Source organism: Tenacibaculum halocynthiae (genome assembly GCF_964512825.1).
GTDB classification, from domain to species: domain Bacteria; phylum Bacteroidota; class Bacteroidia; order Flavobacteriales; family Flavobacteriaceae; genus Polaribacter; species Polaribacter halocynthiae.
Map to the genome: position 1 here is coordinate 35,107 of NZ_CAZELG010000021.1, position 24,300 is coordinate 59,406.

Consider the following 24,300-nt stretch of genomic DNA (forward strand, 5'->3'; position numbering starts at 1 on the left):
TATAATATGTTATTGATATTTTTTGCGAATGCAAATATAGTATATTACTTGGTTTTATGACTATAATTTGTAGAACCTAATACAACTAGTTTAACAGTTTTTTATCATATTAATATTTTTTTCACTACATTTATCGGGAATTAACTACTAATTAATGAGTAATTTATCTGATGACATTTTATGGAAATCATTAAAAGAAGGTGATCTTAAAGCTTTTTCTGTACTATTCAAAAAGTTTTATCCTCCTCTATTTAGTTATGGTCTAAAAATTTCAAAAGATCCTGTTATTACTGAAGATTCTTTACAAGATTTCTTTGTATATATATTTGAACACAAAGAAAACTTAAGTGACTTAGATAAGATTGCTCCTTACTTATTTTCTTCTTACAGACGATTTATTATTAAGAGAATAAACAAGATTAAAAAATATTCAATAGTTAGAAACATTGATAAAAATATTGTTGATATAAATTTTACCCCAGAAGAGTTTATAACTAACCAAGAATCAACAACCTTTAGAAATAAAAACCTTACCAAACTAGTCAACGAACTACCCAAAAGACAAAAAGAAGTTATTTATTTAAAATTTCATTGTAATTTAAAAGCTAAAGAAATAGCAGAAACAATGGATATTAACTATCAAAGTGTAATAAATATACTTCATAAAGCTATTAAAAATTTAAGAGAAGAAATGGCTATTTTACAATTATTAAATTCATAAATTTGCGGGATTAAAAAGAGTATATATATAAAATAATGTACTTTATATATATACACAGTTAGTATTACTATAATTTAATGGCTAAAAGGACGTATAATACAATTCATGATTTTTTAAATGATTCATCATTTAAAAACTGGGCTCATAACAGTCAGTTATCTGATATTTCTTTTTGGGATTTTTGGTTAAAAAACAATCCTTTAAAGAAAGATATTGCTTATGAAGCACGTGATATATTACTAGGCATTAATTTTAAAAAAACGTCTATACCAGAAGAAAAGTTAAATATTGAGTGGAACAAACTTGAAACTAAACTAAAAGCTACTCAAAACAAAAAAAATAATATTTTAAATAAAAAATATTTAACTCTAATTAGTGTTGCTGCAAGTATTTTAATATTGATTTCTGTAGGTATATATACTACTTTTTTAAACTCATCGTATATTACTCATAAAACAGCATATGGTGAAACGTTAGATTTAAAATTAAAAGATGGTACTTCTGTTACATTAAACTCTAACTCTAGCATTACATATAAAAATAATGATGTTAGAAAAGTATGGCTTAAAGGTGAGGCTTATTTTAAAGTTAATAAAAAAGAAACCACTAACGCAAAATTTTGGGTAAATACTGATGACCTAAAAGTAGAAGTATATGGAACAGAATTTAACGTTAATACTAAAAAAGAAAAAACAAAAGTATATTTAGAAGAAGGTAGTATTTGGTTAACTATGAATAATGGAAAATCTAAAAAAATGATACCGGGTAACTATATTGAATACTCATCTGAATATAAAAAAATAACAGTTGATGAAAAATTAATTTCAAATGAAGAGAAAACATCTTGGAAAAATGGAAAGTTAATTTTTAACAACTATACATTAGAAGAAGCATTAAACAAGGTAACAGATACCTATGGAGTAAATTTCACTTATAAAAACCCTGAAACTAAAGCGTTTTTAATTACTGGAATAGTTCCTACAACTAATTTAGATATCTGTTTAAATGCTATAAAAAAATCAACAAATATTATTATTAAAAAAGAAAATACTAAATTAGTGGTTTATAAAAAATAACCAACTACCTTTTTTAATGTCCAAAAAGAATACTAAAATACATTTTATACTATTCTTTGCTTGCCTTTTTTATTTTCTTACTAGCTATTCTCAAAATAAAAAACAGTTACTTCTTAGTGATGCTTTAAATATAATAAGCAATAAACATAAGGTGTTTTTTACCTATAACCCTGTTGTTATAAAAGATCAAAAAGTAGAAGTTCAAAACTTACAAAAGCTCCCACTAAATCAGTCAATTGAATTATTAAAAAAATTAACTTCTTACAAAATAGATTATCTTGGAAACAACTATTATGTATTGTATGCTTCAATAAAAAATAAATATTATACAAATCAAAAATCATTATACAAAACACAATTAAAACTATTAAAAGATAGTATCAATAAAAAAGAGGAAGAAGTTACAGTACGAGGAATTGTACTTAATCAATATTATCAACCAATAAAAAAAGTTAATATTATTGAAAGTAATACCCAAAATGGAACCATTTCTAGAAATGACGGATCTTTTGAGTTAAAGCTTCTTATAAATAATCCTATCATATTTACTCATATAGGATATAAAACAGAAATTGTTCAAACAAAAAATAAATTTTTAAGAGTATTATTAAAATCGGGAATTGAATTAGATGAAATATTAATAGTCGGGTCTAGAAATAATCAAAGAAAGAAAGTAGACTCACCTGTATCAACCGATGTTATCGAAATAGATAATATTAAAAAGAAAAGTGAATTTTTAGAGGTAAATCAGTTTATTCAAAATGAAATTCCTTCATTTAATGCTACTAAACAATCAGGTTCAGATGGAGCTGATCATATTGTTCCTGCAACATACAGAGGATTAGGACCAGATCAAACATTAGTTTTAATTAATGGTAAAAGAAGACATCAAGCATCACTTATCAATTTATACGGAACAAGAGGTAGAGGGAATTCTGGTACAGATTTAAATGCTATTCCTGCCTCTGCAATTAAAAGAATAGAAGTTCTTAAAGATGGAGCCTCTGCTCAATATGGTTCTGATGCTATCGCAGGTGTTATAAATATAGTTTTAAAAGATAATGTTAATCAAACAAATATAAATTCAACTGTAGGGTTTTATAATGCAAATAATAATTCAGATCAAAGTAAAAAAGGCATCGATGGATTTACCTATAAAGCTGATGTAAATTACGGAACTAAAATTAATAAAAATGGTTTTGTAAATGTTTCAGCAGAGTTTCTTTCTAAAGATCATACATTTAGAAATGGTACAAATGTTCGACAAAAATATGGCGATGCAGCACTAAAAAGTAGTAATTTATTCATCAATTCTGAAATACCTATTTCCCCTACAATGAGAGCTTACACAAATGGAGGATATAGTTTTAAAAACACTGAAGCTTATGCTTTTACTAGAACTTCAGATAGTGAAAGAAATATAATAAGTATTTATCCAAATGGATTTAATCCAATGATTACTTCTAACATTTCAGATAAGTCATTTACACTAGGTTTAAAAGGAAAATTAAAAGGATGGAATATTGACTTTAGTAACACGTATGGAAAAAATAATTTCCATTATTTCATAAAAGAAACTCTAAATGCTACCCTTCTTGATAAATCTCCAAAAGAATTTGATGCTGGTGGGCATAGCTTAAGTCAAAATACAACAAACTTTGATATTTCAAAATATTTTCGATCCACTTTTAAAGGCCTAAACATTGCCTTAGGTTTAGAAAATAGAATTGAAAGTTATAAGATTTTTGCTGGAGAAGAAGGCTCTTATGCTTCCTATGACCTTAATGGTAATATTGTTAATAGTAATACACCTATTAATCAAATACCTACCTTAAACAATAAAATTAGACCTGGAGGATCTCAAGGTTTTCCTGGGTACTCGCCCTTAAATAAAGTAAACAGGAATCGTACAAGTTTTAGTTTATATTTTGATAGCGAAATAGATTTTTCAAAAAAGTGGCTTCTAACAACAGCTTTTCGTTATGAAAATTATAGTGATTTTGGAAACACTATTAATACTAAAATTGCTACTAGGTTTAAAGTTACTTCAACAACAAATTTAAGAGCATCATTTAGTACAGGTTTTAGAGCTCCTTCATTAGCTCAAATTTATTATAATTTAAAATTCACCAACTACATAGATAACAAACCTGTTGAATCATTTTTAATAGCTAACAACAACCCAATCACTAACAAGTTTGGAATTAAACAGTTAAAAGAAGAAAAAGCTGTTAACTATAGTTTAGGTATAAGTCACAAAGCAAGTAAAAATTTACAATTCTTTATCGACTCTTATTATATTTTTATAAAAGATAGAATTATTTTGAGTGGAAATTTTGATGCATCAAGTATTGACCCTAATGTTCAAAATGTTCAATTCTTTGCTAATGGGGTTAACACTTCAACTTACGGATTAGATTTTAAACTTAATTGGTGTAAAAAATTTACAACTTCTAAACTCTTTATTAATTTTTCAGGAAATTTTAATAAGATGAAAATTACAAGGATAAACAATAAAGATCTTGATTTAAAAACATTTTTTGGAGCAAGAGAACAATATTTTTTACTTGCTTCAGCTCCGAAACATAAATTAATTTTAAATGCTATTTACAGTAATAAAAATATATCATTAAGTTCAAGTATAACAAGGTTTAGTAGTCTTAGATTACTTGATTGGCAAATAAATAAGCCGCTTAGTAATTTTAACAACTCTCCTGAAGAAAGATTATCAGCCTCAATAGATGACTATGGTGCAAAATACACTTTAGATAGTCATTTTTCTTATAAATTATCAAAAAATTATTCAATTCAAATTGGTGTCAACAATCTATTTAACACCTACCCTACTCAACAAGGCGGAAATACTGATAGTGGAGGTCTATGGGATGCTGTTCAAATGGGTAGTAATGGAGCTTTCTATTACAGTAAATTTTCTGTTAATTTTTAACTTTATTTTAACTTTTTTCAAAAAAACAGAGTATAGAAAAATAAAACTCAACTTAATAATAATACAAGGCTACTGTTAATAAAATAACAAAACAGCAAAAACCTTCTTAATTATTAACTAAATTTTTATTTATGAAAAAACTTTTCACGTTACTCTTTACAATTGTATTTAGTGGTTTTACATGGGCACAAATGCAAATTTCTGGAACAGTCACAGACTCTAACAATGATGCCCTACCTGGCGCAAATATCATTGAAAAAGGCACACAAAATGGTGCAAATACTGATTTTGATGGAAAATTTAACCTGACAGTCCAAGAAGGAGCAATACTTGTTGTTAGTTTTTCTGGATATGAAACACAGGAAGTTTCAGTTAATGGTAAAAAAGTATTTAATATTGTTTTAAAAGAAGGATTAGAACTTGATGAAGTAATTATAACAGGTAGTAGAACTCCTTCTAGAAGTAATACTACAAGTTCATTACCAATTGATGTTGTTGGTGTAAAAGAACTACAAGCAACCGGTCAAACAACTTTTGATAAAGCTTTACAGTATAAAATACCATCATTTAATACAGTACAAACACCTGTTAATGATGCTACTTCATTACTTGATCCATATGAAATTAGAAACATGGGACCAAGTAGAACGCTTATACTTATTAATGGTAAACGTAAAAACTTAAGTTCATTATTATATACACAAACATCTCCTGGTAGAGGTGAAACAGGTGCTGATATTTCTGGTATCCCAACTGACGCAATTGAAACTATTCAAATTTTACGTGATGGTGCATCTGCTCAATATGGTTCTGATGCTATTGCTGGTGTAATGAATATCATTTTAAAAAAGGATTATAAAAATGGTTCTGCAACATTTAGATCTGGAATTACTGGTGAAGGAGATGGTGAAATGCTTGGTGTTAGTGTAAATAATGGAAGTAGATTTGGTAAAAAAGGTTTTATAAACTACACTATTGATTTTTCAAAAACTAAAATGGCTAACAGACCAGGTACTGTAGATGCTGAAGGTGAAGCTGCCGATTTTGGAGCTAATATTAATTTTGTAAATGAATTTTTAGGACGTAAACCAGATGCTGGTAATATTAACGCTTCTCCTCAAACTACAGCTGCAAAATTCTTAATTAACGGTAGTCATGATTTAAGTGAAAATTCTGATTTATATTTCAATGCTGCCTACGTATATAAAATGGTTAACAGTTTTGCTAACTATAGAACTCCATATTGGAGAACAATTGGTGACTTTCCATATTTAGCTAATTTCTTCCCTGGTGATCATCCAACAAATGCAGGTGGCTATGATGGATACCTTCCTACTTTTGAAGGTCTTTTAGGAGATTATAATGCTACAGTTGGTATTAAATCAACTATTAATGACTGGAATGTTGATGGTAGTATAACTGTAGGTGGTAACAAACAAACCTATACTGTTAGTAATTCTCATAATAGAAGTACAATTCTTGATTCTAATAATGAAAATATCTATAGAGAAAATAGTCCAATATCTTTTAAACCAGGAGGTACTGCTTTTAGCCATGTAGTAGGAAATTTAGATATTTCAAAAATATTATCTGATAATGTATCTATTGCACTAGGTACTGAATTTAGAGCTGAAGATTTTGAAGTAATTCAAGGTGGTTTAGCTTCTTATGATGGAATTGGTGCCGATTCATTTGCTGGTAACAGACCAGAAAACTCTGGAGAATTCAACCGTTATAACTTAGGTGGATATTTTAGTGTTGAATGGGATGCTACTAAAGATTTTCAATTAAACGGTACTGTTAGGGCTGAAAACTATTCAGATTTTGGAAGTACTTTTGTTTGGAAAGTAAGCTCACGTTATAAGTTTGCTGATGATAAATATACAATAAGAGCATCTGCTTCTACAGGATTTAGAGCTCCTACTTTACACCAAATATATACACAAAAGAAACAATATAGCTTTGTGGCTGGTTCAGGTATTCAAGTGAGTGGGTTAATTAATAATGTTTCAAGAGAAGCTAGACAATTAGGGGTTCCTAGATTAAAGGCTGAAGAATCTACAAACTTTACTGTTGGTATTGGAGGTAAGCCATTCAATAATTTTAGTTTTACTTTAGATTATTATAATATTGAAGTTGATGATAGAATTGTTTTAAGTAATGAGCTTTCAACTACATTTGGTACTGTTAGTTATTTTGCAAATGCAATTAACACAAGAACGTCAGGATTAGATGTTGTAATTGGTTATAAAAATTTAGAATTAGGAAATGGTAAATTAGGGTTTAATTTATCTGGTAACTATACATTTGAAAATGGTAGAACTGATAACAATGGTAGTGCTTTAATTGACGCAACTCAGGAAGCTTTATTATTTACTTCAAGACCAAACACTAAATGGATTTTAGGAGCAACATATGATGTTGGTAACTTTGGATTTACTTTAAACAACACTTACTTTGGAACAACGAAGTTTAAGCAAGCTGGTATGGACAGTAACTTAAGAACTGAGTTTACTCCACAAATTGTAACTGACTTAGGTGTGAACTATAATATAGATGATAATTGGACAGTAGCTTTCAATGCTAATAACATTTTAAGCGTATTACCAGAATGGAGTTTTAAAGCTGAAAACGCAGCTGGACAAGCAATTTTAAATGACCCTGCACAAGTTAAAACACAATCCAACTTAATTACTTTTAACCAACGTTATTCTCAAATGACATACGATGGTTACCATTTCAGTCAATTAGGATCTATGTTTAACTTATCGGTTAATTACAAGTTTTAATAAGATAATTGTCTTTCATTATATTTAATTATATGCAACTAAAACCTCGAAGCATTCCCCTAGCTTCGGGGTTTTATATTAAATAATAAAATAATTGAATTGTGATATTAGAATTTTATAATTGAATTTTGTTTAGCAATATTAAATCCTCTTTCTTTAACTCTATTTTCAGCATCACTTCCCTCACCTAATAATGGATTTGTATGATTAAAATGGATAAAATAGATTTTCTTTTTATCATCATTTGTTAACCCCTCAAACAACTTCATACTTTCTTCAACAAAAGGATGAGGAACTTCATTCATGTCTCTGTTAATCTCTCCATTTTTAAAAAAAGTCGCATCTAAAAACGCTATATCAACTTGTTTTATATAATCAACAATACTTCTATCCCACTTTTCCCATTTATCAACATCAGGAATAAACAATGCTTTTTTAGAAGTGTTATTAATTAAATAACCAACTGTTTCTGTATATTCATCTCTATGTGGTACCAAAATTGGAGTTATACTAATTCTTTCATTTAAAACAAGTGATGAATCTTTTTTTAATGCCTTTAACTCAATATTATTGTTTGTTACTAACTGGCTCCAAGGTCCGTTAGTTTCCAAATATGTTTTCATTCTTGGCATTGTATAAATTGGCATTTTAGTTGCACTCATTGCTTCTCTACCTAAAAACATAATTCCTGTATAGTGTCCTATATGTCCATGAGTTAAAAAAATACCATCTGGAATATCTTTATTCTTTGTATAGGTAGATAATAACTTAGTTTGTTTCGTAAAATCAGGTGTTGCATCAAACATCCAACTTTCATTAGTTATCGGATCAACCAAACCTATAGAACTAACCATTCTTTCCAAGCTAGAGTTTGTATAAGTTTTTAAGCAACATTCTTTTTTACAAGCTATTTGCGGATATCCAGCATCTTGTGCAACTCCTAACACTACAAAATAAGGAACACTAGGAATGTTTTTTAGTTTTTCCTTTTTAACACAAGAAAAAACACATAAAATAAAAATAATATATAGTAGACTTTTAACTTTCATATTCTTAAAATAATTCAGGATTAGCTCCTTTTATATCTTTATAAAAAGAATAAAAGTGTTCAAAATCACTTTCCATATTATCAGTAGGATAAAAAGGTTCTGATAAAATTATTTGCTTATGCTCAAAATCAAAGGCAAACATTATTATAGGTACATTGGCTCCCTTTGCTATGTAATAAAAACCTGTTTTCCATTTATCTACCTTTTTTCTTGTTCCTTCTGGTGATAAAGCTAAACGAAACTCATCATGCTTATTAAAAACATCTACAATAGCATCTACTTTATTATTACTTTTTGAACGGTCAACCGGTGCACCGCCTAACCATCTAAAAATAAAACCAAAAGGAGGCTTGAACAATGATTTTTTTCCTATAAAATTAATTTTTACTCCCCATGAGTTTCTTGCTAAGATCGCTATTGGAAAATCTTTCCAACTAGTATGTGGAGCACCAATAACTATATATTTTTTTAATTCTTTAGGAAATTCTCCAACTAACTTCCATCCTAAAATTTTGGTATATATAAACTTAGATATCATCTCTTATAAAATATGCCTCAATGATACGGTTTTCAGTAACAATAACAAACATTTTTATAATATCTTGCGTTATATTTGCTTGTTCAACTAATTTTTTCATTTAATGAGTACTACTTTACTATTAATAATCACAACAATTTCTGGATTAGTATTAGGTGTTATTATTGGCCATTTACTAGGTAAATTAGCTTTAAATAAAGCTACAGATACATTAGAAAAAGAAAACAACACCTTAGCTGTTACTATATCAAATGCAGAAGCTCAGAAGAATGAAAAAGAACAGGTTTTTATTCAACAAAAAGAAGATTTCTTAAAACGCTTGGATGATAAAACAAAAGAGAATAATGAATTAAGACGAGAAAAAGATTTCTCTGCTACTGAATTAGCTAGAAAAAATGAAGAACTAAGAAACTTACAATTAAAGTTAAACGAAAATAAAGAAGAGGTTGAGAAACTACAAGATAAGTTTACCAAAGAATTTGAAAACCTTGCAAATAAAATATTAGATGAAAAATCTAATAAATTTACTGAACAGAATAAAGAAAATATAAAAAATATACTAAGTCCGTTACAAGAAAAAATACAAACTTTTGAAAAGAAAGTTGAAGATTCTCAAAAAGAAAGTATTTCAATGCATTCAGCTCTAAAAGAACAATTACATGGTTTAAAAGAGCTAAACACCCAAATGAGTAAAGAAACTATTAACTTAACTAGAGCATTAAAGGGAGATAGTAAAACACAAGGAAACTGGGGAGAACTAGTATTAGAACGTGTTTTAGAAAAATCGGGATTAGAAAAAGATAGAGAATATTTTGTTCAACAATCTTTTACTAACGATGAAGGTAAACGTATACTACCTGATGTAGTTATTCATTTACCAGATAATAAAAAAATGATTGTTGACTCTAAGGTTTCTTTAACTGCATATGAACAATATGTAAATACTGATGATGCTATTGAAAAAACTCGTTTTATAAAAGAACATGTAAACTCTTTAAAACGACATGTAGAGCAACTTTCAGAAAAAAAATATGAGGATATTTATAAAATAGAATCTCCTGATTTTGTTTTGCTATTTGTTCCTATTGAACCTGCATTTGCTGTAGCTTTAAATGAAGATAATACTTTATACAATAAAGCTTTTGAAAAAAATATCGTGATTGTTACTCCTACTACTCTTTTAGCTACTTTACGTACTATTGATACCATGTGGAATAATGAAAAACAACAACGAAATGCTTTAGAAATTGCAAGACAAGCTGGTGCTTTGTATGATAAGTTTGACGGTCTTTTAAAAGATTTGATAAGTATTGGTAAAAAAATTGATGCTACAAAAGCTGATTATAGTTCTGCCATGAACAAATTAGTAGAAGGTAGAGGTAATTTGATTACTAGTGTAGAAAAATTAAAGAAAATGGGAGCTAAAGCTAAGAAAGCACTTCCTGAAAAAATAATAGAACGAGCTCAAGAAGAGGATTAAAAAAAGCGACTTAATAAAGTCGCTTTTTTATTGTTTTAATATAATAGTTACATCACAAATAATCTTCTTTGATGCATTAAGTCAAATACTTTTTCTCCTATTGCTTCTAATGCTTCATCATTAGTAGCATTTGTTATTGCTTCATCAATTAAATCAACAACAACAATCATATCTTCTTCATTTAAACCACGTGTAGTTACTGCTGAAGTACCAATACGGATACCAGAAGTTACAAAAGGTGATTCTGTATCAAAAGGAACCATATTTTTATTTACTGTTATCTCAGCTTTACCTAAAGCTATTTCAGCATCTTTACCTGTAATTCCTTTGTTACGCAGATCAATTAACATCATATGATTATCTGTTCCTTTAGAAATAATATCATATCCTTTCGCTACAAAAGCTGCAGCCATTGCTCTAGCATTTTCACGAACTTGAATTTGATACTCTAAAAAACCATCAGTTAACGCCTCACCAAAAGCAACTGCTTTAGCAGCAATTACATGCTCTAAAGGTCCTCCTTGATTTCCAGGGAATACCGATGAATTTAATAAAGTCGACATCTTTTTTGGCTTTCCACTTTTTAAGGTTAATCCAAAAGGATTTTCAAAATCTTGTCCCATCATAATCATACCACCACGAGGTCCACGTAATGTTTTATGTGTAGTCGTTGTTACAATATGACAATGAGGTAACGGATCAGATAAAATTCCTTTAGCTATTAAACCAGCTGGATGTGAAATATCAGCCATTAAAATTGCACCTACACTATCAGCTATTTCTCTAAATTTCTTAAAGTCAATATCACGAGAATACGCTGAAGCTCCTGCAATAATTAATTTAGGTTTATGTTCATTAGCTTGTTGCTCTAAATGATTGTAATCTATAAGCCCAGTTTCTTTATCAACACCATAAAATACAGGGTTGTATAATTTTCCTGAAAAATTTACAGGTGAACCATGAGTTAAATGACCTCCATGAGATAAATCGAAACCTAAAATAGTATCACCAGGTTTTAAACATGTAGCGAACACAGCTGTATTTGCCTGACTACCTGAATGAGGCTGAACATTTACATATGCAGCTCCAAATAATTCTTTAGCCCTATCAATTGCTATTTGCTCTACAATATCAACTATCTCACATCCTCCATAATACCTTTTTCCAGGATATCCTTCTGCATATTTGTTAGTTAAAATTGATCCTTGCGCTTCCATTACCTGCTCACTTACAAAGTTTTCAGAAGCTATTAGCTCCAACCCATTTAACTGACGTTTTTTTTCATCAGCTATAAGGTCAAAAATTTGATGATCTTTTTGCATTACTATGTGTTGTTAAATTTTGTTGCCAAATGTAATCATTTTCTCAATAATTTTTATTTGGATAGTAAGTATTTTCACACATTTATACGTATTAGTTAATTATTGATACTATATTAATCTTTTGTGTGCATTTTTTTACATTTTTTAGTTTTTTACCTCTCTAAAATTCAAAAAAAATATGTAGGTTTGATAAAAAATTAAACAATACAATTAATGGAAATAACCGCAAATAACCCGAATAGAAAATCTTGGTTAACTGTAACAGAAAACTCTGATTTTCCGATTCAAAACATACCTTTTGGTGTTTTTTTAACCAAAGATGATATTATTACAATTGGAACAAGGATTGGTGACTATGCTATTGATTTAGGTGCTTTACATCAACTTGGATATTTTGAAGGCATTCCTTTAACCGATGATATTTTTTTACAAGATACCTTAAATGATTTTATTGCTGATGGTCGTAAAACTTGGCGTTTAGTTAGAAATAGAATTGCTGAAATTTTTGATGTTAAAAACAGTAGTTTAAGAGACAATGCTGAACATAAAGACAAAGTGATTTTTAGAATGGATGAAATAGAAATGCAATTACCTGTTAGTGTAGGTGATTATACCGATTTCTATGCTAGTAAAGAACATGCTACAAATGTAGGTTCATTATTTAGAGATCCTGAAAACGCATTATTCCCTAACTGGTTACAAATACCTATTGGTTACCACGGAAGAAGTTCTTCTATTATTCCTTCTGGTACTCCTATAAGAAGACCTGTTGGTCAATCTAGACCTAATGAAGGTGAAACTACACCTAATTTTGGTCCTTCAAAATTATTAGATTTTGAATTAGAAATGGCATTTATTACAACAGTTGCAAATGACTTAGGAGAAAGAATTCCTATTGAAGAAGCTGAAGACTATATTTTTGGATTGGTTTTATTCAATGATTGGTCTGCTCGTGATATTCAAGGATGGGAATATGTTCCTTTAGGGCCATTTTTAGGTAAAAACTTTGCTTCTACTATATCACCTTGGATTGTTACTTTAGATGCTTTAGAACCTTTTAGAGTAGATAACCCTAAACAAGTACATAAACCTTTACCTTATTTACGTAAAGAAGGTAAAGATAGTTATGATATTAATTTACAAATGGCTATTCAACCTGAAGATAAAGAAGAAACTGTTGTTTGTAACTCTAACTTCAAATACATGTATTGGACAATGATTCAGCAATTAGCACACCATACCGTAAATGGTTGTCCTGTTAATGCTGGTGACATGATGGGAAGTGGAACAATTTCTGGTCCAACTCAAGATAGTTTTGGTTCAATGTTAGAATTAACATGGAGAGGTCAAAATCCTATTAAAATGAACGATGGTAGCGAGCGTAAATTTATCAATGATAATGATACAGTTATTATGCGTGGATATTCTAAAAATGACAAAGTTCGTATTGGTTTTGGAGAGTGTGTTGGTAAAATTTTACCTGCAATTGAATAAACTTAATAGTGTTATATAAAAAAATCCAGTTCGTTTTGAACTGGATTTTTTTTTATTTTATTCTTCTTCTGGTGGTGGATGTCCAAAAATTTGTTCATACACTTCATCAAAATTTGTTCGTAAGTAAGCATTTAACTTTTTTCTATAGTCATCTTGTAACCAATCAATAAAATTATGTGTACTCTTACAAATACATTTTGAATACCTAAATATTCTATCATCTATATCTCCTCCTAGTTTTTTAGCTAAAATTAAAGCATCAAAAACATCTTCACTATTTTCAATACATAATTTTGCATGATGCTCAATAGATTTCTCTAATACTTTTTTTGAAGATTGACCCGATTGTATTGTGTCAACATACACCTTCTTTACATCAAAATATAAATCTTTTGAATTAGAAAATTCCTTTTTTACATCAGCAGGAAGCTCATATTTAAATTCACTTTCAAGCTCTTCATCACTTAATAAATTATCAAGATAAAAGTTAGGAGCTCTAAACATCTTTTGCCAATCTAAATCAGCACCCCAAGGACCAAATCTATGGAAGTTATTACCTAAATCAATAACATTAAATTCTGATTTATCAGGTAAAACACGCGATCCCCTACCAATCATTTGGTAATACAATGTTAATGATTTTGTTGCTCTATTTAATATAATAGATCTTACTGAAGGCTCATCAAATCCAGTAGTTAATATACTTACTGAGGTGATAATTGCATTTGGTGTTTTATGAAACCACTTTAAAATAAAATCACGTTCTTTTTTAGTATTCGTATTATCTAAGTGAGCAATAGGATATCCAGCCCTTTTAAAAGTATCAAATACATGTAAAGAAGTATTTATTCCATTATTAAAAATTAAAGTTTTAGTTCCTTTTGCACGTTCTTCATATGCCTGCAATAACTTAGAAAGCATATCTGAATTTGTATATAGATCCTCAGAAGATTTTACGGTATAATCACCATTTGCACCTACCTCTAATGAAGTTAATCCTACATTATACGAAAATACATTTGCTCTTGCTAAATATTCATTTTCTATTAAATTACCGATACTTTCACCATCAATTAACTCATCATAATTGTTCTTCATTGGTAACTTAATGTTAGAACTCAATGGAGTTGCGGTAACACCTAATACGAACGACTTATCAAAAAACTTAAACAGTTTAGTAAATGAATTATAGTGAGCCTCATCAATAATAACCAATCCTACATCCGATATATCTAACATATCATCATTCAAACGGTTATTCAAAGTTTCAACCATTGCTACAAAGCAACTAAAGTTACTTTGATCATTTAAGTCTGCTTTACTATCAATGATTTTATTATCTACATTGAATTCGCTTAACATCCTAGCGGTTTGTTTACACAATTCAATACGGTGCGTCATTATTAACACCTTTTTTTGATAATGCTTTAAATACTGACGGGTAATTTCAGAGAAAATAACTGTCTTCCCTCCTCCTGTTGGTAATTGATACAGTAGGTGGTAATTTTCGGGGGCATTTTCAAAACTTTTAAAAATTTTGTGTAACGCTTCCTTTTGATAATCGTATAAATTTTTACCTACAATTGGCTTAGTCGTCGCTGTTTCTTTACTCAATTTTGTACTATTTTGAAGTATGCGAAAATACGACCTATTTAAGTAAATACCAGTAAAAACATTATAAAATTTAAAAAGTTTTTAAATTTATGTTAGTAATATCATAATGAGAAGCATAAGCTACAGCCACTCCTCTTTTTATAATCATTAGCTGTGGAGACTGGTGTAATACCTGAAATTTATAACCAATTTCATTAGACAATTCACGGTAATTTAATAAATCTAAATAATAAACTTTAAAATCTTTTAAACTCTCATCAAAACTACTTTCAAAACGTTGAATAACCATTCTACTAATTCCACAACGCGTTGAATGTTTAAAAATAGCTATTGGTTCTTTCTTTGATAAAATTTCAATTTCTTTAAGTTGATCCATACTTCGTAAAGGCAACCAGTTAACTAACGATTTTTCTTCTTTTTTTTCTGATGATGAATTTCCAAAAAGTGATTTTAATATTCCCATTATTGTTGTTTAGTATTTCTGTCGACTATAAAACCAAAACCTTTCAAGTGCCAAAAAGTCAGTAAAAACAAAGTGGTTAGCGACATTTTGACTCTTTTTATCTTTAAAAAAGTATTGGTATTAATTTTGACTAGTTCATTGTAAAATTAATGATTATGAATTTTAACAATTATACAATAAAATCGCAAGAAACTATACAACAAGCGCAACAATTAGCGCAAGAGTATCAACATAATCAAATTGAAAACGAACATATTTTTAAAGCTTTATTTTCAGTTGATGAAAATGTACTCCCTTTTATATTAAAAAAATTAAATGTTAATTTAACAATTGTTCAACAAATACTAGACAAACAATTAGATAGTTTTTCTAAAGTTACTGGTGCAAATTTAACACTTTCTCCTGAAGCTGGAAAAAGCCTTACAGAAGCTTCTGTAATAGCTAAAAAAATGAATGATGAATATGTTTCTATAGAACATTTGGTTTTAGCTATATTTAAATCAAAAAGTCAAATTTCTCAAGTATTAAAAGATCAAGGTGTAACTGAAAAAAATCTTCAAAATGCAATAGATGAATTACGTAAAGGTAATAGAGTAACTTCTCAAAATGCTGAAGAAACATATAACTCTCTAAACAAATACGCTAAGAATTTAAACCAATTAGCGCAAGATGGAAAATTAGACCCTGTAATTGGTAGAGATGAAGAAATAAGACGTCTTTTACAAATTTTATCAAGAAGAACAAAAAATAATCCAATACTAGTTGGTGAACCTGGTACCGGTAAAACTGCTATTGCTGAAGGTTTAGCCCACAGAATAATTCGAGGTGATGTTCCTGAAAATTTAAAAGACAAACTAATTTTCTCATTAGATATGGGAGCTTTAATTGCTGGTGCTAAATATAAAGGTGAGTTTGAAGAACGTTTAAAATCTGTTATTAAAGAAGTTACTACTTCTGAAGGAGATATTGTTTTATTCATTGATGAAATTCATACTTTAGTTGGTGCTGGTGGTGGACAAGGAGCAATGGATGCTGCTAACATTTTAAAACCAGCTTTAGCTCGTGGAGAACTTAGAGCCATTGGAGCAACTACTTTAGATGAGTATCAAAAGTATTTTGAAAAAGACAAAGCTTTAGAACGTCGTTTTCAAAAAGTACTAGTTGATGAACCAGATACTGAAAGTGCCATTTCTATTTTAAGAGGTATTAAAGACAAATATGAAACACACCACAAAGTACGAATTAAAGATGAGGCCATTATTGGTGCTGTAGAATTATCTCAACGTTACATTACTAACAGATTTCTACCAGATAAAGCTATCGATTTAATGGATGAAGCTGCTTCTAAATTACGCATGGAGATCAACTCTAAACCTGAAGAATTAGATGTACTTGATCGAAAAATAATGCAGTTAGAAATAGAAATAGAAGCCATAAAACGTGAAAATGATGAAATTAAGTTAAAATCATTAAATGCTGATTTAGGAAACATTAAAGAAGAACGTAACGAATTGAATGCTAAATGGCAATCAGAAAAAAATGTAGTAGACGGTATTCAACAATTAAAATCTGACATTGAAAATTACAAACTAGAAGCTGAAAAAGCAGAACGTAATGGTGACTATGGTAAGGTAGCAGAACTTCGGTACGGTAAAATCAAAGAAACCCAAGAGAAACTTGATCAACAACAATTGGTATTAGCTAATCAACAAGAAAACTCTTTAATAAAAGAAGAGGTTACTTATGATGACATTGCTGAAGTTGTTGCAAAATGGACAGGAGTTCCAGTTACAAAAATGCTACAATCTGAACGTGAGAAATTATTAAAATTAGAAGATGAATTACACAAACGTGTTGTAGGACAAGAAGAAGCTATTGAGGCAGTGTCTGATGCCGTACGTCGTTCAAGAGCTGGTTTACAAAACCCTAACAAACCTATAGGTTCTTTTTTATTCTTAGGTACAACTGGTGTTGGTAAAACAGAACTTGCAAAAGCACTTGCTGATTATCTATTTGATGATGAAAACGCTATGACTCGTATTGACATGAGTGAATATCAAGAAAAACATTCTGTAAGTAGATTAGTTGGAGCCCCTCCAGGGTATGTAGGTTACGATGAAGGTGGACAATTAACGGAAGCTGTAAGAAGAAAACCATATTCTGTTGTACTTTTAGACGAAATTGAAAAAGCACATCCTGACACTTTCAATATACTATTACAAGTATTAGATGAAGGAAGATTAACTGACAATAAAGGGAGAGTAGCTGATTTTAAAAACACAATTATAATTATGACTTCAAATATGGGAAGTCATATAATTCAAGAAAAGTTTGAAAACATGAAAAATGATCTTCATACTTCTATGGAGTTAGCTAAAACAGAAGTTCTTGGATTATTAAAACAAAGTGTTAGACCTGAATTTTTAAACAGGATAGATGACATTATTTTATTTACTCCGTTATCACAATCTAATATTAAACATATTGTAAAACTTCAATTGAATAATGTTAAGAAAATGGTAGCTAAACAAAACATTACTATTGATGCTACAGATGAAGCAATTAATTATTTAGCTAATAAAGGATATCAACCTGAATTTGGAGCTCGTCCTGTAAAGCGAGTAATTCAAAAAGACGTTTTAAATGCTTTATCTAAAGAGATTTTATCAGGAAAACTTACCACAGATAGCATTATTTTATTAGATGCTTTTGATGATAAACTTGTTTTTAGGAATCAATCAGATTTAATTGAAACCAACTAATTTAAAAAAGGCTAAAACATTAATGTTTTAGCCTTTTTTACTTATAAATAACCATGTACAATTCGCAGTAATCGCCCCAATAACTGGTGCCAAAAAATACAGCCATGCTATATGCATATTACCTGTAAACAATAATGGAGCTAAGCTTCTTGCAGGGTTAAACGATCCTCCAGAAATAGGTCCAGCTATTAAAATAAACCCCATAACTAAAGCCCCCAAAACAATACCTAATAAATGTGAATAACTCTTATTTTCACTAACTCCTAAAATAGTTAACATTAAAAAAAACGTAAATACTGCTTCCAATACAAAAGAAGGAATTACTCCTCCTGTTGGCAAAGTTTCTCCCAAAGTAGTTGTATTATAAAAAACAACTTTAAGTAATCCACTAGCCATTAATGCACCTAATATTTGCCACACTATATACCCTATAACTTCTTTTTTAGAAATTACTTTTCTTATTCCTAATGCAATAGTTACAGCTGGGTTAATATGAGCACCAGAAATACTTCCAAAAACATAAACTATTGCTGTTATAGTTACTCCAAAAGATACAGAAACACCCAATAAACCTATGCTATTATTAAATAACGAGTTAACAATCACTGCTCCTGTTCCACAAAAAACCAACGCAAATGTTCCAATGAATTCAGCTAAATACTTTTTCATTTTAAAAATTTAAGTATAAAAAAAGGTAGCCTAATTGCTACCTTTAATTTTGTTTTACTAATTGATTTATAATGTTGCACTTGCTCCTGCTTCTGCAACTGCATGATCATTTTCAACAGAACTTCCACTTACTCCAATTGCACCAATAATAGTTCCTTCTGAATCTTTTACAGGTACTCCACCAGGAAAAGTTATTAATCCGTTATTAGAATGCTCAATATTAAATAAAGAACCTCCTGGTTGAGACAATTCACCTATTACTCCTGTATTCATATCAAAAAAACGAGCTGTTTTTGCTTTCTTTATTGAAATATCTAAAGAACCTAACCATGCTCCATCCATTCTGGCAAATGCAACTAAATTTGCTCCAGCATCAACAACAGCTATATTCATTTTTGTATTTAACTCCGTAGATTTAGCCTTAGCTACTTTTATAATTTCTTCTGCTTGTTCTAATACTATATTCATTTTGTAGTGATTTATATTTACACTGCAAATTTAGTACTAGAATTAACGCTCTTGTTTACCTGAAAAGGTCAAATAACTTATGAAAAAAGGTCACTTTATTTGAGATGGACTTATTCCAAATTTTGTTTTAAAAGCACTACTAAAATTAGAAAGGTTATTATATCCTAAATCCAAATAAACATCAGACACTTTTAAATTTCCTTTTTCTAAAAGCTCCTTAGCTTTATCTAAACGTTTATTTCGAAACCATTTTCCTGGTGAAATATCATGCTCCTTAATGAAATTTCTTTTAAAAGTAGATAAACTCATATTACACAAAAAAGCAATTTCTTCAATAGTTAATGATGAGTATATATTTTTTTCAATAGTAGACTGAAATACAGATTCTTCTTTAAGAACTAAGCTACAAATATAATTTTCAAATAACTCTCCGTACTTGTTCAATAAATACAACAATAACTCTTCTAATTTTAAAGAAAGTAAATCAATCATGAATTTAGATGATGATGTAGTTATATTATTAAGAGAATTCAAATAAGAACTTAAATAGTCATCATTTTCAATTACAAAATACGGAGCTATATTTTTTGTGCTCACTTTTTTATTAATATGTTTTTTAATAAAATTCTTTAATTTATCTTCAGAAAAAAATAATAATTTACAGTAATAAACTTCATCTGTATCTAACAACTCACTCCACAAGCAATTTCCCTTTTTTATTAAAATTGATTGTGAATTATCTACTTGCACTTTTCTATCTGCAAAATGAACTTGCTTTTTACCTTTTTGTAAAAAGCTAAACATGTGCATATTTAAATTTACTTTTGTTTTAATGGCATTATCAACCATTTTTAAATCGTAAATATAAAGATCATGATTATTTGTGCCTTTGATGTAAGAATCAGGTACATTTTCTATAGTAAAGTTAGACACAACTTAAAAACATATAAAATTTAATTTAAAAATCCTTGTTCATTCATCCAATCATCAGAATAAATTTTATTCATATATCGTGATCCATGATCAGGTAATATAATTACAACAATACTATCTTCATCAAAATAGTTTTTATCGGCATATTGTTGAACTCCCTGTAAAACAGCTCCTGAAGTATACCCTGCAAAGATACCTTCAGTTTTTACCAACTCTCTAGCTTTCAAAGCTGATGTTTTATCAGCTACTTTTTCATAAATATCTATCACATCAAAATCTGTTGATGTAGGTATCAAAGTTTTTCCTAATCCTTCAATTTTATATGGACAAATTTCATTAGCATCAAATTCACCCGTTTCATGATATTTTTTAAGTACTGACCCTATAGCATCAACTCCTAGAATTTTAATTTCTGGGTTCTTTTCTTTTAAAAATTGCCCAGTTCCAGAAATTGTTCCTCCAGTTCCACTAGCGGCAACCAAGTGAGTTATTTTACCATCAGTTTGTTCCCATATCTCTGGGCCTGTACTTACATAATGTGCCTCAATATTTAATTCATTAAAATATTGATTAATATATATTGAACCTGGATTTTCTTTATGTAATCTTTTTGCTACTTCATAATAAGAACGAGGATCATCAGCAGCGACATTCGCTGGACAAATATGAACTTCAGCACCCATAGCTTTTAACATATCTATTTTATCTTGCGATGATTTATCACTAACTGCTAAAATACATTTATAACCTTTTACAATGCTTATCATTGCCAAAGAAAAACCAGTATTTCCAGAGGTAGTTTCTACAATAATATCTCCTTTCTTTACAATTCCTTTTTTCTCTGCTGTTTCAATGATATGAAGTGCTATTCTGTCTTTAGCTGAATGGCCAGGATTAAAAGCCTCTACCTTAGCATAGTGCTTTCCTGGAATGTTTTTAGTTATTCTATGTAATTCTACTAATGGTGTTTCTCCTACTAAATCTAAAATTGTATTGGTAATACCAGCGTGTCTCATTCTTATCTAATATAAAAGGCGTCATTACGAGAATATATGACGAAATTTAAAGATTTTATCTATTTTCTAGTAATGACGCCCTACTCTTTCCGAGGGCAAAAGTAAAACTATTTTTCTAACTTTTCCTCTAACATTAAAAAGAACGTATATTCTTCTGCTAATTCTTTTAAAGCATCAAATCTTCCTGAAGCACCTCCATGACCCGCTTCCATATTTGTATGTAAAAACAACATATTCGAGTCTGTTTTAACCTCTCTTAATTTTGCCACCCACTTAGCTGGTTCCCAATATTGTACTTGACTATCATGTAAACCTGTAGTAATTAACATATTTGGGTATTCTTTTGCCACTACTTGGTCATAAGGGGAATACGACTTAATATAATCATAATACTCTTTATCATTAGGATTCCCCCACTCATCGTATTCTCCAGTAGTTAAAGGAATACTATCATCTAACATTGTTGAGATAACATCAACAAAAGGAACAGCTGCAATAATTCCATTATATAATTCAGGGTTCATATTAACAATAGCTCCCATTAATAAACCTCCAGCAGAACCTCCCATAGCATACAAATGCTTTGGTGAAGTATACCCATTATCTATTAAATACTTAGAACAATCAATAAAATCTGTGAATGTATTTTTCTTTTTTAACATTTTACCATCTTCATACCACTCACGTCCTAGATACTGACTTCCTCTAATATGTGCTAATGCATATACAAAACCTCTATCAAGTAAACTTAATCGTGTAGTTGAAAAGCCATCTGGTATTGTGTAACCATATGATCCATAAGCGTACTGTAAAACTGGAGTATTTTCATCTATTTTTGTATCTCTGTGATGCACTATTGATACCACTACTTTTTCACCATCTCGTGTTGTAACCCAAATACGTTTGCTTACATAATTTTTTTTATCAAATGCCCCCCCTAAAACTTCTTGTTCTTTTTTAATGTTCTTAGATTGATCTTTCATATTAAAATCAATTATAGAACTTGGAGTTGTCATTGAATTATAAGAATAACGAATAACATTTGTATCAAATTCAGGATTAGAATATACATCTGCTGAATAAGTTTCTTCTTCAAAAGGTAAATAATAATCTAAAGTATTATCCCATCTTTTAATTCTAATTTTATTCAATCCTTCATTTCTTTCCTCTAAAACAAGATACTCTTTAAAAATAGAAAAATCTTCAAACAAAGTATCTTCCCTATGTGGTATAACATCAACCCAGTTTTCTTTTGAAGTTTTCTTTTCTGGAGTTTTCATTAATTTAAAATTAGTAGCCCCATCCTTATTGGTTTTTATATAAAAATGATCTTCATAATGTGCTATATCATATTCTAAATTGCGCTCACGAGGATGAATAACCTTAAAATTTCCATTAGGCTTATCTGCTTCTAATACTTGATATTCCGAAGAAACAGTATTGTACGAACCTATTACTATGTATTTTTTTGATTTTGTTTTAGTTACAAAAGTACCAAAGGTTTCATCTTCTTCCTCAAATACTAACACATCATCTTTAGTATCAGTTCCCAAAATATGTTTATATATTTGTGAACTTCGTAAAGTTACAGGATCTTTTTTAGTATAAAACAACGTTTTATTATCATTTGCCCATACAGATCCTCCAGTAGTATTTTCTATCTTATCAGAATAAATTTCTCCTGATTCTAAATTTTTAACCTGAATAATATATTGACGTCTACTAACTGTATCTACAGCAAAAGTAGTCAGCTTATTATTTGGAGATATACTTAACCCTCCTAGTTGAAAATATTCATGTCCCTTTGCTTCATCATTTACATTAAACATGATTTCTTCCTTTGCCTCTAAATTTTCTTTTTTTCGGCTAAAAATAGGATATTGCTGACCTTTTTCATAACGAGTTATATAAAAATAACCATTACTTTTATAAGGTACTGATTCATCATCTTCTTTTATTCTTCCTTTCATTTCTTGAAACAACTGCTCTTGAAAATCATTAGTTTCAACAGTCATTTTATCATAGAAATCATTTTCGGCATTCAAATAATCATACACTTTTTGAGTTTGATTATCTTTAACTTCTGCATTTTTTTGCTCGTCTGTTAAACGCATCCAAAAGTAATTATCCTCTCTAATATCACCGTGTTTCTCTAGCTTAGTTAATTGCTTTTCAGCTACTGGTGCTTTAATGTCTTTTTTCATTATATCATTTTTGCAGAATGCAAAAATAAGATTAAAAGCCATAGCAGGTAGCATTATTTTTTTCATTTTTATCAAGAATGATTAAAACTCTTATGAAAATACTACATTTGTTATTGAATAAATATGTAAATAATAAATCAATGTTTGGAGATATTTCTGGTATGATGGGTAAATTAAAAGAAGCCCAAGAAAAAGTAGAAGAAACAAAAAAAAGATTAAATACTGTTTTAATCGATGAAACTGTTGCTAATAATAATATAAAAGTTACTGTAACTGCCAATAGAGAAATTAAAGCTATTACAATTAATGAAACCTTACTTGAAGACCGAGAAGAACTAGAAGATTATTTAATTTTAGCATTAAATAAAGCTTTAAAAAGAGCTGGTGAAATAAATGAGCAAGAATTAGCTATTGCTGCTAAAACTGGTATGCCAAATATTCCCGGAATGGATATGTTTAAATAAAAAATATGTTTTTAAAGTTAGAAGATTACATGTTACCATGTTTAAATAAAAAACTCTTTGGAGTTGATTGTTTAGGCTGTGGTTTTCAAAGAGCGATTGTGCATGTTTTAAAAGGTGAGTTTATCGATGCTTTTAAAATGTATCCTGCAATCTATTCATTATTATTTTTTTTAATATATATTCTTCTAAATTTTAAATTCAAATTTAATAATTCTCAAAAAACAGTTCGTTTCTTACTTTTATTAAACTTAATTTTAATAGTAGGAAACTTTATTTTAAAAATACTATAAA

Annotated in this window: 19 protein-coding genes; 9 read left to right on the forward strand and 10 right to left on the reverse strand. The window is 29.2% G+C overall.

What is annotated here, in order from left to right; all coding sequences use genetic code 11:
- The first annotated feature begins 154 nt into the window (after nucleotides 1–154).
- The 4 genes from ACKTTQ_RS07220 (at nucleotide 155) to ACKTTQ_RS07235 (ending at nucleotide 7,533) form a co-directional block, all read left to right on the forward strand.
- A complete protein-coding gene (locus tag ACKTTQ_RS07220; RefSeq protein ID WP_093871416.1) occupies nucleotides 155–721 on the forward strand; it encodes an RNA polymerase sigma factor in 567 nt (188 codons plus the stop codon).
- A gap of 77 nt (nucleotides 722–798) precedes the next feature.
- A complete protein-coding gene (locus ACKTTQ_RS07225) occupies nucleotides 799–1,797 on the forward strand; it encodes a FecR family protein (protein WP_113785892.1) in 999 nt (332 codons plus the stop codon).
- 16 nt (nucleotides 1,798–1,813) lie between these two features.
- Nucleotides 1,814–4,744 (forward strand): TonB-dependent receptor, encoded by a 2,931-nt coding sequence (locus ACKTTQ_RS07230; RefSeq protein WP_408048787.1) that lies wholly within the window; start codon nucleotides 1,814–1,816, stop codon nucleotides 4,742–4,744.
- 131 nt (nucleotides 4,745–4,875) lie between these two features.
- Nucleotides 4,876–7,533 (forward strand): TonB-dependent receptor, encoded by a 2,658-nt coding sequence (locus tag ACKTTQ_RS07235; protein WP_113785894.1) that lies wholly within the window; start codon nucleotides 4,876–4,878, stop codon nucleotides 7,531–7,533.
- A gap of 107 nt (nucleotides 7,534–7,640) precedes the next feature.
- On the opposite strand, the gene ACKTTQ_RS07240 is transcribed toward ACKTTQ_RS07235, so the two are convergent.
- Together ACKTTQ_RS07240 and ACKTTQ_RS07245 are read right to left on the reverse strand one after the other, a co-directional pair.
- Nucleotides 7,641–8,582 (reverse strand): MBL fold metallo-hydrolase, encoded by a 942-nt coding sequence (locus tag ACKTTQ_RS07240; RefSeq protein WP_408048788.1) that lies wholly within the window; start codon nucleotides 8,580–8,582, stop codon nucleotides 7,641–7,643.
- A gap of 4 nt (nucleotides 8,583–8,586) precedes the next feature.
- Entirely contained in the window at nucleotides 8,587–9,120 is a 534-nt protein-coding gene (locus ACKTTQ_RS07245) for a lysophospholipid acyltransferase family protein (protein ID WP_093871421.1), read from the reverse strand.
- A 103-nt stretch (nucleotides 9,121–9,223) separates the two neighbouring features.
- Here ACKTTQ_RS07245 and rmuC point away from each other — a divergent pair, with 103 nt between their 5' ends.
- Nucleotides 9,224–10,600: a DNA recombination protein RmuC gene (gene rmuC / locus ACKTTQ_RS07250; RefSeq protein WP_408048789.1), complete on the forward strand. Its 1,377-nt coding sequence runs from the start codon at nucleotides 9,224–9,226 to the stop codon at nucleotides 10,598–10,600.
- Between the two features lie 47 nt (nucleotides 10,601–10,647).
- On the opposite strand, the gene glyA is transcribed toward rmuC, so the two are convergent.
- The gene (gene glyA, locus ACKTTQ_RS07255) at nucleotides 10,648–11,922 is read right to left on the reverse strand and encodes a serine hydroxymethyltransferase (RefSeq protein ID WP_408048790.1); all 1,275 of its coding nucleotides are present in this window, start codon (nucleotides 11,920–11,922) and stop codon (nucleotides 10,648–10,650) included.
- A 213-nt stretch (nucleotides 11,923–12,135) separates the two neighbouring features.
- Here glyA and fahA point away from each other — a divergent pair, with 213 nt between their 5' ends.
- Nucleotides 12,136–13,416, forward strand: a complete 1,281-nt coding sequence (gene fahA / locus ACKTTQ_RS07260; RefSeq protein WP_408048791.1) for a fumarylacetoacetase — start codon at nucleotides 12,136–12,138, stop codon at nucleotides 13,414–13,416.
- Nucleotides 13,417–13,473: 57 nt separating this feature from the next.
- Here the strand turns inward: fahA and ACKTTQ_RS07265 are convergent, their stop codons facing one another.
- Both ACKTTQ_RS07265 and ytxJ read right to left on the reverse strand, forming a co-directional pair.
- A complete protein-coding gene (locus ACKTTQ_RS07265) occupies nucleotides 13,474–15,030 on the reverse strand; it encodes a DEAD/DEAH box helicase (protein ID WP_093871425.1) in 1,557 nt (518 codons plus the stop codon).
- A gap of 70 nt (nucleotides 15,031–15,100) precedes the next feature.
- Nucleotides 15,101–15,493, reverse strand: coding sequence for a bacillithiol system redox-active protein YtxJ (gene ytxJ / locus ACKTTQ_RS07270; protein WP_093871426.1), 393 nt, complete (start codon nucleotides 15,491–15,493; stop codon nucleotides 15,101–15,103).
- A gap of 155 nt (nucleotides 15,494–15,648) precedes the next feature.
- On the opposite strand from ytxJ, the gene clpB reads away from it, so the two are divergent.
- The gene (gene clpB / locus ACKTTQ_RS07275) at nucleotides 15,649–18,255 is read left to right on the forward strand and encodes an ATP-dependent chaperone ClpB (protein ID WP_408048792.1); all 2,607 of its coding nucleotides are present in this window, start codon (nucleotides 15,649–15,651) and stop codon (nucleotides 18,253–18,255) included.
- A 27-nt stretch (nucleotides 18,256–18,282) separates the two neighbouring features.
- Here the strand turns inward: clpB and ACKTTQ_RS07280 are convergent, their stop codons facing one another.
- From ACKTTQ_RS07280 to ACKTTQ_RS07300, 5 genes are all read right to left on the reverse strand, one after another.
- Complete coding sequence (locus ACKTTQ_RS07280) at nucleotides 18,283–18,924, reverse strand: MIP/aquaporin family protein (RefSeq protein WP_408048793.1); 642 nt, start codon at nucleotides 18,922–18,924, stop codon at nucleotides 18,283–18,285.
- A 66-nt stretch (nucleotides 18,925–18,990) separates the two neighbouring features.
- A complete protein-coding gene (locus ACKTTQ_RS07285) occupies nucleotides 18,991–19,392 on the reverse strand; it encodes a GlcG/HbpS family heme-binding protein (protein WP_408048794.1) in 402 nt (133 codons plus the stop codon).
- A 90-nt stretch (nucleotides 19,393–19,482) separates the two neighbouring features.
- Nucleotides 19,483–20,325, reverse strand: a complete 843-nt coding sequence (locus tag ACKTTQ_RS07290; RefSeq protein WP_408048795.1) for a helix-turn-helix domain-containing protein — start codon at nucleotides 20,323–20,325, stop codon at nucleotides 19,483–19,485.
- 20 nt (nucleotides 20,326–20,345) lie between these two features.
- Nucleotides 20,346–21,341 carry a PLP-dependent cysteine synthase family protein gene (locus ACKTTQ_RS07295; protein ID WP_299134417.1) on the reverse strand — a complete coding sequence of 332 codons (996 nt, stop codon included), beginning with the start codon at nucleotides 21,339–21,341 and terminating at the stop codon, nucleotides 20,346–20,348.
- 107 nt (nucleotides 21,342–21,448) lie between these two features.
- The gene (locus ACKTTQ_RS07300; protein ID WP_255405282.1) at nucleotides 21,449–23,587 is read right to left on the reverse strand and encodes a S9 family peptidase; all 2,139 of its coding nucleotides are present in this window, start codon (nucleotides 23,585–23,587) and stop codon (nucleotides 21,449–21,451) included.
- 98 nt (nucleotides 23,588–23,685) lie between these two features.
- On the opposite strand from ACKTTQ_RS07300, the gene ACKTTQ_RS07305 reads away from it, so the two are divergent.
- Both ACKTTQ_RS07305 and ACKTTQ_RS07310 read left to right on the forward strand, forming a co-directional pair.
- On the forward strand, nucleotides 23,686–24,009 hold the full coding sequence (locus ACKTTQ_RS07305) for a YbaB/EbfC family nucleoid-associated protein (protein WP_093871431.1): 324 nt from the start codon (nucleotides 23,686–23,688) through the stop codon (nucleotides 24,007–24,009).
- Between the two features lie 5 nt (nucleotides 24,010–24,014).
- Entirely contained in the window at nucleotides 24,015–24,299 is a 285-nt protein-coding gene (locus ACKTTQ_RS07310) for a DUF2752 domain-containing protein (RefSeq protein ID WP_299134422.1), read from the forward strand.
- The last annotated feature ends 1 nt before the right edge of the window (nucleotide 24,300 follow it).

Bases quoted from the DNA above. Each gene is read 5' to 3' on its own strand.
- ACKTTQ_RS07220 (WP_093871416.1), top strand. From the start codon at position 155: ATGAGTAATTTATCTGATGACATTTTATGGAAATCATTAAAAGAAGGT.
- ACKTTQ_RS07225 (WP_113785892.1), top strand. From the start codon at position 799: ATGGCTAAAAGGACGTATAATACAATTCATGATTTTTTAAATGATTCA.
- ACKTTQ_RS07230 (WP_408048787.1), top strand. From the start codon at position 1,814: ATGTCCAAAAAGAATACTAAAATACATTTTATACTATTCTTTGCTTGC.
- ACKTTQ_RS07235 (WP_113785894.1), top strand. From the start codon at position 4,876: ATGAAAAAACTTTTCACGTTACTCTTTACAATTGTATTTAGTGGTTTT.
- ACKTTQ_RS07240 (WP_408048788.1), bottom strand. From the start codon at position 8,582: ATGAAAGTTAAAAGTCTACTATATATTATTTTTATTTTATGTGTTTTT.
- ACKTTQ_RS07245 (WP_093871421.1), bottom strand. From the start codon at position 9,120: ATGATATCTAAGTTTATATATACCAAAATTTTAGGATGGAAGTTAGTT.
- rmuC (WP_408048789.1), top strand. From the start codon at position 9,224: ATGAGTACTACTTTACTATTAATAATCACAACAATTTCTGGATTAGTA.
- glyA (WP_408048790.1), bottom strand. From the start codon at position 11,922: ATGCAAAAAGATCATCAAATTTTTGACCTTATAGCTGATGAAAAAAAA.
- fahA (WP_408048791.1), top strand. From the start codon at position 12,136: ATGGAAATAACCGCAAATAACCCGAATAGAAAATCTTGGTTAACTGTA.
- ytxJ (WP_093871426.1), bottom strand. From the start codon at position 15,493: ATGGGAATATTAAAATCACTTTTTGGAAATTCATCATCAGAAAAAAAA.
- clpB (WP_408048792.1), top strand. From the start codon at position 15,649: ATGAATTTTAACAATTATACAATAAAATCGCAAGAAACTATACAACAA.
- ACKTTQ_RS07280 (WP_408048793.1), bottom strand. From the start codon at position 18,924: ATGAAAAAGTATTTAGCTGAATTCATTGGAACATTTGCGTTGGTTTTT.
- ACKTTQ_RS07285 (WP_408048794.1), bottom strand. From the start codon at position 19,392: ATGAATATAGTATTAGAACAAGCAGAAGAAATTATAAAAGTAGCTAAG.
- ACKTTQ_RS07295 (WP_299134417.1), bottom strand. From the start codon at position 21,341: ATGAGACACGCTGGTATTACCAATACAATTTTAGATTTAGTAGGAGAA.
- ACKTTQ_RS07300 (WP_255405282.1), bottom strand. From the start codon at position 23,587: ATGGCTTTTAATCTTATTTTTGCATTCTGCAAAAATGATATAATGAAA.
- ACKTTQ_RS07305 (WP_093871431.1), top strand. From the start codon at position 23,686: ATGTTTGGAGATATTTCTGGTATGATGGGTAAATTAAAAGAAGCCCAA.
- ACKTTQ_RS07310 (WP_299134422.1), top strand. From the start codon at position 24,015: ATGTTTTTAAAGTTAGAAGATTACATGTTACCATGTTTAAATAAAAAA.